10 protein-coding genes are annotated in these 10,647 nt (G+C 64.1%); 1 reads left to right on the forward strand and 9 read right to left on the reverse strand.

Annotation, left to right across the window (positions count from 1 at the left end; genetic code table 11):
- Positions 1–7 precede the first annotated feature (7 nt).
- The 4 genes from ACTHJ1_RS10625 to ACTHJ1_RS10640 form a co-directional block, all read right to left on the reverse strand.
- Positions 8–2,113 carry a putative bifunctional diguanylate cyclase/phosphodiesterase gene (locus ACTHJ1_RS10625; RefSeq protein ID WP_440191783.1) on the reverse strand — a complete coding sequence of 702 codons (2,106 nt, stop codon included), beginning with the start codon at positions 2,111–2,113 and terminating at the stop codon, positions 8–10.
- A gap of 221 nt (positions 2,114–2,334) precedes the next feature.
- The gene (hslU, locus tag ACTHJ1_RS10630) at positions 2,335–3,669 is read right to left on the reverse strand and encodes an ATP-dependent protease ATPase subunit HslU (RefSeq protein WP_440191786.1); all 1,335 of its coding nucleotides are present in this window, start codon (positions 3,667–3,669) and stop codon (positions 2,335–2,337) included.
- A 175-nt stretch (positions 3,670–3,844) separates the two neighbouring features.
- Entirely contained in the window at positions 3,845–4,378 is a 534-nt protein-coding gene (hslV, locus tag ACTHJ1_RS10635) for an ATP-dependent protease subunit HslV (protein WP_440191789.1), read from the reverse strand.
- 53 nt (positions 4,379–4,431) lie between these two features.
- Positions 4,432–5,376, reverse strand: coding sequence for a 3-hydroxyacyl-CoA dehydrogenase NAD-binding domain-containing protein (locus ACTHJ1_RS10640; protein WP_440191792.1), 945 nt, complete (start codon positions 5,374–5,376; stop codon positions 4,432–4,434).
- A gap of 93 nt (positions 5,377–5,469) precedes the next feature.
- Here ACTHJ1_RS10640 and ACTHJ1_RS10645 point away from each other — a divergent pair, with 93 nt between their 5' ends.
- Positions 5,470–6,528, forward strand: coding sequence for a serine hydrolase domain-containing protein (locus ACTHJ1_RS10645; protein WP_440191795.1), 1,059 nt, complete (start codon positions 5,470–5,472; stop codon positions 6,526–6,528).
- A gap of 60 nt (positions 6,529–6,588) precedes the next feature.
- Here ACTHJ1_RS10645 and ACTHJ1_RS10650 read toward each other — a convergent pair whose 3' ends face one another.
- The 5 genes from ACTHJ1_RS10650 to ACTHJ1_RS10670 form a co-directional block, all read right to left on the reverse strand.
- Positions 6,589–7,560: an alpha/beta hydrolase gene (locus ACTHJ1_RS10650; RefSeq protein ID WP_440191798.1), complete on the reverse strand. Its 972-nt coding sequence runs from the start codon at positions 7,558–7,560 to the stop codon at positions 6,589–6,591.
- 86 nt (positions 7,561–7,646) lie between these two features.
- The gene (gene dksA / locus ACTHJ1_RS10655) at positions 7,647–8,105 is read right to left on the reverse strand and encodes an RNA polymerase-binding protein DksA (protein ID WP_440191801.1); all 459 of its coding nucleotides are present in this window, start codon (positions 8,103–8,105) and stop codon (positions 7,647–7,649) included.
- An 89-nt stretch (positions 8,106–8,194) separates the two neighbouring features.
- Entirely contained in the window at positions 8,195–9,298 is a 1,104-nt protein-coding gene (locus tag ACTHJ1_RS10660) for a CobW family GTP-binding protein (RefSeq protein WP_440191804.1), read from the reverse strand.
- Between the two features lie 201 nt (positions 9,299–9,499).
- A complete protein-coding gene (locus ACTHJ1_RS10665) occupies positions 9,500–10,003 on the reverse strand; it encodes a Fur family transcriptional regulator (protein WP_440191807.1) in 504 nt (167 codons plus the stop codon).
- Between the two features lie 10 nt (positions 10,004–10,013).
- Positions 10,014–10,647 (reverse strand): tyrosine-type recombinase/integrase (locus ACTHJ1_RS10670; protein WP_440191810.1); only part of this gene is annotated, 634 nt, incomplete at its 5' end.

Genomic DNA, 10,647 nt, shown 5'->3' on the forward strand with positions numbered 1-10,647 from the left:
TGTGGCGCTAGAGGCCTGGAAATGCCAAGCCGGCCTGCAGCAGGTGCGAGCGGATCCGGGTGTTCCATTGCTGGCACCATGGTTCGAACAGATCCGCCGCCATCGGGCGCGCTACGCCGAAGCCCTGCACATTCGGGCAGCCCATGTCCACCAGCATCTGCGCCTGCTCCCGGGTTTCGACGCCCTCGGCGATGATCCCCCGCCGAAATACCTTGGCCAAGCCCAATATGGCTTGCACCAGAAAGAGGTCGTGCTGATTGTGCGTCATGCCGGCCACGAAACTTTGATCGATCTTGATGGTGTCGGCCGGCAATTCCTTTAAATAAAGCAAGGAGGAATAGCCGGTTCCGAAATCGTCCAGGGAAAAACCGATGCCCAGGTTGGCGCAGCTTTTCATGACGGTCGAGACGATGCCCAGGTCGAGAAATTTCTGGGTCTCGATGATTTCGATTTCCAGCAGCTTGCGGCCGGCCAGCATGGCCTGATACGGCCGGGTCATTTCGCGAAGGCGCGGCACAAACGCGGGCGAGAGAAAATGCCGGGGCGCGATGTTCACGCTCACCTGGAGCTCGTGCCCGCGCGCAAGCCATTGCTCGATTTGGGCCAGAGCGCTTTCGATCACGTAGTCGCCCACGTCGTCGATAATCGGCAGGTCTTCGATCAAGCGGATGAAGTCTGCGGGATAGATGGTCTTGCCTTCCGGCGTGCGCCAGCGCACCAAGGCTTCGGCGCCGAAGACCTTGCCCGTGACAATGTCGACCTTGGGTTGATACTCCAGGAAGAGTTCGCGGTTTTCCAGCGCGCGCGCCATTTCGTTGATCAGGGCGTAGCGCTTTTTGGCCCTTGCATCCTGTTCGGCGTCGAAGAACTGGATGCGGTCGCGGCCCGACTGCTTGGCCTCGTACATCGCCAGGTCGGCATGCCGCACCAGCACGTCGGGGTCGGATGCGTCGCGGGGAAAGACGGTGACCCCTGCACTGGCGCTCAGCGCGATGATCTGATCGTTGATGTGAATCGGCTCTTTGCAGACCTGCAGAACGCCATGCAGCGCGCTGAGGTATTGCTCCTGCTCGTCGCGGGATTCGATGAGCAAGACAAATTCGTCGCCACCGACTCGCGCCACGGTATCGTACTCGGGCAGCGCGCAAGCCATGCGCCGGCTTACGGTGGCCAATACTTCGTCGCCGACCGAGTGGCCGTAGCGGTCGTTGATGTCTTTGAATCCGTCCAGATCCAAATAGGCGACCGCCACTTCGGATTGTTCTCTCTCGGCTTTGCGTATGCTGCGTTCCAGGCGTTCTGCCAGCAGCAGCCGGTTGGGCAGATTGGTCAGCGAGTCGAAGTGCGCCATGCGCTCCATCAGCTCCTGCTGCTCGCGTATGCTGGTGACGTCCGCAAAAATGGCGATATAGCGGCCGGGAAGATCGTGCTGCTCCCGAATGCGGCTGACGTTGATCAGCACGGCGAACGCTTCGCCCGTTTTCTTGCGGCTCCAGATCTCGCCTTGGCAGTGGCCGGTTTCTTTCAGTTCGGCCAGCATCTTCAGATGGATTTCGGGGGACTGACGGCTCGAGCGAAAGAGCGTGGGGGTCTGTCCTATTACGTCCTGCAGGCAATAGCCCGTGATTTCCGTGAAGGCCTTGTTCACATGAATGAAGCGACCGTCGGCGTCTGCAACGATGATCGCTTCGCTGGCAAAGTTGAACACCGTTTCCGACAGGCGCATCTGGTCTTCGAGTGCCCGCCGCAGCGTAATGTCGCGAACGATCTTCGATGCGGCGATGATCTTGCCCGATTCGTCGCAGATCGGAGACACCGTGATCGACGCCGGGAAGGTGCTGCCGTCCTTGCGCAGGCGCAGCGTCTCGAAATGCGCGACCCGCTTGCCCGCGACAATCTGCGCGATGATGTGCTCTTCTTCGCTGCGCAGATGTTCGGGAAAGAGCTTTTGCACGGGTTGGCCGATGATTTCCCCGGCCATGTACCCGAACATTTTCTCTGCGGCGGGATTCCAGCTGGTGATGATGCCGTCGAGTGTCTTGGACACAATCGCATCGTCGCTGCCTTCGATCAGCGAGCTCAGAAATTGCAGGGACACTTGAGCAGGAAGCATAGTATTAAGCAGTTACCTGTGCTCGCTATCCAGCCATTTGATCTACTTTGGGCGTTAAAGCCGGAAAATCATCGAATTTTATGTTTTGACGCAGTACGTTCTGATATTACTAAAATTACTAAACGAAAATAAACAAATGAAATGTTTCTTTTCGAGACGTGCGGCGGCCGACCCTGGGTTGTCCAAAGACGATCCAAAGCCGTGCCGATAGGCGCGCGGCGTTACAGCACGTAGCGCGCCAAATCTTGATTGCCTGCCGCGTCGGCCAGCTGCGCATCGACATAGGCCGCGTCGATTTTCACCGTCTTGCCGCCGTGTGCGCCGGCGTCGAACGACAGCTCTTCCAGCAGCTTTTCCATTACGGTGTACAGGCGGCGCGCGCCGATGTTCTCGGTGCGTTCGTTGACCGAGAAGGCCAGCTCGGCCAGGCGTTCGATGCCCTCGCCGGTGAACTCGAGCTGCACGTCTTCGGTGGCCAGCAGCGCCGAGTATTGCTTGATGAGCGAGGCGTCGGTGTCGGACAGGATGCTCACGAAATCCTTGGCGGTAAGCGATTCGAGTTCGACGCGAATGGGAAAGCGCCCTTGCAGTTCGGGGATGAGGTCGGACGGGCGCGACAGATGGAAGGCGCCCGAGGCGATGAACAGGATGTGGTCGGTGCGCACCATGCCGTAGCGCGTGTTGACCGTGGTGCCCTCGACCAGCGGCAGCAGGTCGCGCTGCACGCCCTGGCGCGAGACATCGGCGCCGCCGGTTTCCTGGCGCGCGGCGATCTTTTCGATTTCGTCGAGAAATACGATGCCGTTCTGCTCGACATTGGCCACGGCGGCGGTCTTGATATCGTCTTCGTTGACGCGCTTGCCGGCTTCTTCGTCGACGATGAGCTTGAAGGCGTCTTTGATCTTGATTTTCTTGGGCTTGGTCTTTTCGCGCGCCAGGCCGGCGAACATGCCGCGCAATTGCTCGGCCATTTCTTCCATGCCCGGGGGCGACATGACGTCCAGCTGCGGCACGGGCTGGGCGATGTCGATCTCGATTTCGGTGTCGTCCAGCTGGCCTTCGCGCAGGCGCTTGCGGAAGGTCTGGCGCGCGGGGCTGTCGTTGTTGCGCTCGGGTTCGCCCATGGCATTGCGCGAGGGCGGCACGAGCACGTCGAGGATGCGGTCTTCGGCGGCGTCTTCGGCGTGGCTGCGCACGCGGCGCATTTCCTGTTCGCGGGCCTGCTTGACCGCGAATTCGGTGAGATCGCGGATGATGGTGTCGACGTCGCGGCCCACGTAGCCGACTTCGGTGAACTTGGTGGCTTCGATCTTGATGAAGGGCGCGTTGGCGAGCTTGGCCAGGCGGCGCGCGATTTCGGTCTTGCCCACGCCGGTGGGGCCGATCATCAGAATGTTCTTGGGATGGATTTCGTGGCGCAGCGGTTCTTCGACCTGCTGGCGGCGCCAGCGGTTGCGCAGGGCGACGGCGACCGCGCGCTTGGCGTTGTGCTGGCCGATGATGAATTTATCGAGTTCGGAGACGATTTCTCCGGGGGTCATGGTGGAGGCGGACATGGTGTTTGCGTTCCGGGTCTGGGTTCTTGAACCGCTACGGCTCCCTACTGGTTGCCGTTATCTGCGTTCTTGAGACGCCGAGGCTGCCCTGCGCAATTCCGATGCTCGCCGCTTCCGCGTCTGCGCTTCGGATCGCTCCGGGGTCCTCGGCTCGCTGTGTCTCGTCGTGCAAGAATTACAGCGTCTCGACGATGTGGTTCTGGTTGGTGTAGATGCACAGGTCGCCGGCGATTTCCAGCGACTTTTTGACGATTTCCGCCGGCTCGAGCTCGGTGTTGTGCAAGAGAGCCAGCGCGGCCGATTGGGCATAGGCGCCGCCCGAGCCGATGGCGGCCAGGCCGTATTCGGGTTCGAGCACGTCGCCGGTGCCGGTGAGCACGAGGGTGTGTTCGGCGTCGGCCACGATGAGCATGGCTTCCAGGCGGCGCAGGACGCGGTCGGTGCGCCAGTCGCGGGTAAGTTCGACGGCGGCGCGCATCAGGTGGCCCTGATGCTTTTCGAGCTTGGCTTCGAAGCGCTCTTGCAGCGTGAAGGCGTCGGCCGTGGCGCCGGCGAAGCCCGCGAGGATCTTGTCGTGGTAGAGGCGGCGGATCTTGCGCGCCGTGCCTTTGATGACGATATTGCCCAGGGTGACCTGGCCGTCTCCGCCCAGAGCGACCTTGTCGCCGCGGCGCACGCAGATGATGGTGGTGGCGTGAAACTGTTCCATGCTTGGCTCCCTGTGAAGGGTGCAGATGGGGATGATCAGCGGGTTTTCAAGCCTCAAGGCAGGTTTTTTGCCTGGGCTTTGGCGTTGATCAAATCGACCAGAAGTCTGTCCCTTTCTTGAAGCATTGCCGCCGTGTCGAGCGGGGCCATTTCTGCGTGAGTGCTTTCCACCAGGGTTTTCTTCACGTCGGCGGTCAGTTCGGTCTGGCCCAGTTCGGCCCAGATTCTTTCGCTCAGCGGGCCGATATGGTCCAGGAAATGTTGCATGCCGCCCGCGCCGCCGCCCAGCTCGCCCAGCAGCATCGGCCCCATCAGCGCCCAGCGCAGTCCCGGGCCGTGGGCGATCGCGGCATCGACCTCGGCTGCGCTCACGACGCCGGTGGCGACCAGGTGATAGGCCTCGCGCCAGAGCGCGGCCTGCAGGCGGTTGGAGACGTGTCCGGTGAGTTCGCGGCGCACGCGTATGGTGACTTTGCCCAGGGATTTGTAGAACGACTCGGCCCGCTCCAGTGCGCCGGGATCGGTGGCTGCGCTGCCGACGATTTCGACGAGCGGCACGATGTGCGGCGGATTGAACGGATGGCCGACGAGGATGCGACCGGGATGCCGGCAACCCGCCTGCAACTGGCTCGGCCGAAACCCCGAGGTGCTGGAAGCGAGAATCACGTCGGGCGCCGCCCGCGCGTCCATCTCGAGGTAGGTATCGCGCTTGATGTCGGCGCGTTCGGGGCCCGATTCCTGGACGAAATCTGCTTGCGCAACACAGTCGCCGAGCGACGCGACGAAGATCGGCTCGGCAGGGGTTGCGCCCTGGGCCACGCCCAGACGGTTCAGGGCCGGCCACGCTTTGCCGATGAACTCGCGCAGGCGCTCATGCGCGCCGGGGGCCGGGTCGGTGGCGACGACGCGAAAACCGCAGGCAAGGAAAAACGCGGCCCAGCTCGCGCCGATCAGTCCTGTTCCCACTACGCCCACGGTCTTGATGTCGCGATATGTCATATGAGGAAAAGCGTGAAAAAGACGCATCGGTCCCGGAAGTGGAAGAATACTCCGGCGCCGCCGCATTGCCGCAGCGCCAGAACAGGGAAAGACATGACGATGAATGACGCATTGATGCAGGACGCGGTCGCTTACGCGCAAGAACACGAATCCCAATGGGACCGCAGCGCCGCCGGCGTGTTCGGCGTGCACCAGGGCGACCCCGCGCCGTGGAACCGCACCTGGGGGCCCTTGCACGACCGCGGTCCGGTTTGCGGCGTGGTGGTGGTCGAGGGCCGCACGCTCGCCGCCTGGGGCGAGCCGGCCCGGGCCGACCTGACCTTCAGCGTGGCCAAGCTTTATCTGGCCCTGGTCGCGGGCGTGGCCTGGGACCAGGGCCTGATCCGCGACCTGGATCAGCCCATAGGCCGGCAACTGCCGGGCATCGGTTTCGACGAAGGCAATAACGCGCTCGTCACCTGGCGCCATCTGCTGCAGCAGACCAGCGAGTGGGAGGGCGAGCGCTGGGGCATATCCGATCGGGCCGATCGCTACCGCGCAGTGACCTACGGCGAGCCGCCTGCCGGCAAAAAGGGCGAGGCCCGCGCGCTGCAAGCGCCCGGCACCTATTGGGAATACAACGACGTGCGCATCAATCAGCTGTCGTATGCGCTGATGACGCTGTTTCGTCGTCCCGTGCCCGAGGTCTTTCGCGAATACATCGCGCGCCCTTGCGGATGCAGCGAAGATTGGCGCTGGGTGGGCTACGACACGTCCTGGGTCGAGATCGACGGCCAGCGCATGCAGTCGGTGCCCGGCGGCTCGCATTGGGGCGGGGGCTGCTCGATCGGCAGCCTGGATCAGGCCCTGATCGGCCAGATGCTGCTGAACGAAGGCAGGTCGCGCGACGGCCGCCGCGTGCTCTCGCAGGACTGGGTGCGGCAGATGCGCGAGCCCTGCGCGCTGGCGCCGTATTACGGCTTTCTGATCTGGCTCAATCATCAGGGCAAGATCTTTCCCGGCCTGCCGGCATCGAGCTTTTTCGGCGTGGGAGCGGGCAGCTCTTATACCTGGGTCGAACCCGAGCGCAAGATGGTGGTGATCGTGCGCTGGTTGAATTCGGCCTACGCCGACGGGCTGTTCGGCAGGATATTGGCGGCTGTAGACGGCTGAGCGTTCAGGCGCGTCGCGGCGCAAGAGTCGGCCGCGAATGTGCTGGCGGGCGACGCCGCGCTAGCGCCGGATCTGGGCGCAGATCCGCCAGCGGTCGCGCAACATGGCGCCGGCGAAATCCAGTATGGGGCCCACCGAGCCCACCACGCCGCCCATGGTGATGAAACCGTGGATCTGGTCGTTCAGGTGCAGCGCGGTGACGGGCACGCCGGCCTCGTCCAGACGCCTGGCATAGTCGCGGCCCTCGTCGCACAGCGGATCGTTGGCGCAGGTCACGACCAGGGCCGGCGGCGCGTCTTGCAGCGTTGCCGCGCGGTTCGGCGACGCGTGCCAGTGCTGCCGGTCGGCGTCGGAGGGCGCATAGTGATCGATGAAAAAACGCATCGTGGCATCGGTCAGCGAAACGCCGCTGTCGACGGTGACCCGGCGGTAGCTGTCCGTGGACATCGACAGGTCGATCACGGGATAGATCAGAAGCTGAAAGACGGTTTCGGGCAGATCGCCGTCGCGCCCCATCAAGGCCAGGACGGCCGCGATATTGCCGCCGGCGCTGTCGCCGCCCACGGCGATGCGCGTGCGGTCGATGCGCAGCCGCTCGGCTTCGCGCACGACGTAGGACAGCGCATCGGCGCCGTCCTCGATGGCGGCGGGGTAGGGATGCTCGGGCGCGAGCCGATAGTCGACGGCGATGACGCAGGCCCGGCAGGCCTGCGCGAGCTGGCGGCAAAGGGCGTCGTGCGTATCGAGATTGCCCAGCATCCAGCCGCCGCCGTGAAAATACAGAAAGCAGGGTAGGACGGCGTCGTCCGCCGTGCCCGCGGCCCGGTAAAGACGCAGGGGGATCGGTCCGGCTTGGCCGGGCGCGAAGAGATCCAGGCATTGCGCCACCTCGACGAGCGCGGGCAGCGTCGCCGCCCGACCCGCGTCGTAGCCGGCGCGAGCCTCTTGCGGGGTGCCCGCTTCGTAGGGCTGCTTGCCCGCTTCTTTGCCTGCCTTGAGAACTGCCGCGGCATCGGGATGCAGGGTGGGCATACGCACTCTCCGTCGAATTGGGGTGTCATCGGAACAAAGGCCACGCATGCGTGGCCTTTGGGGGTGGAAGCGGTTGGCGGTGAAAATCAGTCGCCGTACAGCTTCTGCCGCATTTCGCGGCGCTCTTGAGCCTCGAGCGACAGCGTCGCGGTGGGACGGGCCAGCAGGCGCGGGATGCCGATGGGTTCGCCGGTTTCTTCGCACCAGCCGTATTCGCCGCTATCGATGCGGGCGATGGCCTGCTGCACTTTCTTGAGCAGCTTGCGCTCGCGGTCGCGCGTGCGCAGTTCCAGGGCGTGTTCTTCCTCGATGGTGGCGCGGTCGGCCGGATCGGGCACGAACTGGGTCTCGCGCAAGTGCTCGGTGGTCTCCCCGGCATTGGCCAGGATGTCCTGTTCGAGCTGCTTGAGCCGCACTTTGAAGAAAGCCAGCTGGCGATCGTTCATGTAGTCGGCGTCGGGCATGGCCAGCAATTCTTTTTCGCTGGGCAGGTCGATGGTCGCTTCCGACTTGTTTGATTTTTTGCTTGCTGCCTTGGTTGCCATGAAAACACTCCACTATGAATCGATCCGGTCGCGCCCGTCAAAGACCAGGCGCGCCGGTGAGCCGGTTGGCTACGCTTATGTACAAGCCGTCAGCCGGCCAGGCACTGCTCCAGGCCCCGGGTGAAAATCTCCTGGGGCAGCTTGCGTCCGATGAACACCATCTTGGTCGAAGGCTTTTCGGCGGACGTCCAGGGCTTGCCGGGTTCGGCGCCCATCATCATGTGCACACCTTGGAAAAGCATACGGCGATTCAGGCCCTTCATGTAAAGGATGCCTTTGTAGCGCAGCAGATCCGGGCCGTAAACCTGAACGACGCCGCCGAGGAATTCTTCGAGGCGGGCCGGGTCGAAGGGCTTGTTCGAGCGGAACACGAAAGCGCCGATCTCGTCATCGTGGTGGTGGTGATGAGGGTGCTCGTGGTCGTGGCCGCAGTGTTCGTCGCACGCGTGATCATGGTCGTGGCCGTGGTCATGGCCAGGTTCATGGCCATGTTCATGGTCGTGCGCGGCGTCGGGATGCTCGTCGGCGAGGAACTGCGGGTCGATGTCCAGGATGGAATTGAGGTTGAAGCCGCTGATGTCGATGATGGACGTCAGATCGGCCTGGCCGAAATTCACCGGCTCGATGGTGGCGCGCGGGTTCATGCGCACCAGGCGCTCGCGCAGCGCGTTGTAGTCGGCGTCGGTGACCAGGTCTTTCTTGGAGACCAGGATGCGGTCGGCGAAGCCCACCTGCTTCTGCGCTTCGGTCTGGGCGTCGAGCGTTTCCATGCCGTGCTTGGCATCGACCACCGTGATCACCGCGTCCAGGCGGTAATACTCGGCGATGTCGTCGTCCATGAAGAAGGTCTGGCACACCGGGCCGGGGTTGGCCATGCCGGTGGTCTCGATGATGACGCGCTCGAAATTGAGCTGGCCGGCCTGGCGCTTGACGCGCAGCTCGTTGAGCGTGCGCAGCAGGTCGCCGCGCACCGTGCAGCAGACGCAGCCGTTGGACAGCTCGATGATTTCTTCGTCGCTGTCTTGCACCAAGAGGTCGTTGTCGATGCTCTCGGGCCCGAATTCGTTTTCGATCACGGCGATGCGCCGTCCGTGGTATTCGGACAGGATGCGCTTGAGCAGAGTCGTCTTGCCCGCGCCGAGAAAGCCGGTGAGGATGGTGACCGGAACCATGGAGGCTAGGGGGGTGTTCATGATGGCTTGAAGCGCCGGAAAACGTTGGATTACAGCATAGTCGTCAGCCAGGGGCAAACCTGGGGCAGACGCTAGGAATGGGGGCTTGCGGCCCGAATTTCAAGGTTCGGGCGAGCGTTATGCCCCTAATTTATTTGACTTAGGCGTGCCCGATGGAGCCCGCCCTGGCGGCAACGGTCGGTGCCGGGCAGGTTTTCTTGCTCAATGCGCATGTCCGGAATGGTCGTGGCCGTGGCCTTTCGGCTGCCTGGCCTGGCAGTCGGGACAGAGGGCGCGGATCTCGGTTTCGTGGGTGGCCAGGGCGAAGCCGGTCTTGGCCACGCGCTCGGCCAGCTGGCGGCTCATGGCCGGGTCGCTGATCTCGGCCACGGCGCCGCAAAGGGTACAGACCACCAGCAGATCGTGCGGCGCGCCGGCGGCGTCGTGGCAGGCGCTCCAGGCGTTGACGGCGTCCAGCCGATGGATGAGGCCTTCTTCGACCAGGAAGTCCAGGGCGCGGTAGACGGTAGGGGGCGCGGCCCCCTGGTGCTCGGTCTTGATGGCGTCCAGCAGTTCGTAGGCCTTGATGCTGCGGCCGTGGCGCAGCAGCAGTTCGAGCACCTTGCGGCGGATGGGCGTGAGCCGCTTGCCGCGCTGGGCGCAGAGCGTGTCGGCCAGGACGAGCTGGGCCTCGATGTCGTGAGTGTCGGTCGGGCAGTCGGACATGGACGGGGGCTCAGGACTTTCGGCCGGCGCGCGGATGGGCCTGATCGTAGGCCTTGGCCAGATGCTGAAAATCGAGCCGCGTATAGATCTGGGTGGTGGAGATATTGGCATGCCCCAGCATTTCCTGCACGGCGCGCAGGTCTTGCGCCGATTGCAGCACGTGGCTGGCGAAGCTGTGGCGCAGCACGTGCGGATGCACGTGGGCGGGCAGGCCTGCGGCCTGGGCCAGGGCGGCCAGGCGCAGCTGCACCACGCGCGGGGAGATGCGCCGGCCGCGCGCGCCCAGGAACAGGGCGGCCCGATCGTCGGGGGAGGCCGCGGCCGCCAGCAGCGCACCGCGCACGGCCAGCCAGCGGTCGATGGCCTGCAGCGCCGCCTTGCCCACCGGCACGCTGCGGCGCTTGCCGCCCTTGCCCAGCACGAGGACTTCGGCCTCGGCGCGGTCGAGCCAGCTGCGCGATTCGTGGCCGTCCTCGCGCACATAGCGGCAGTCCAGTCCGGTGAGCTCGGACAGGCGCAGCCCGCTGGAATAGAACAGTTCGAACATGGCCGCGTCGCGCAGGGCGGCAGGGTCGTCGGCGCGATGCCGTTCGGCTTGCGTGTTGGCGTGATCGAGCAGGCCCTGGGTCTGCTCGACCGACAGG

Origin of the sequence: Bordetella sp., assembly GCF_051960075.1 — a bacterium.
Taxonomy (GTDB): Bacteria; Pseudomonadota; Gammaproteobacteria; order Burkholderiales; family Burkholderiaceae_B; genus Bordetella.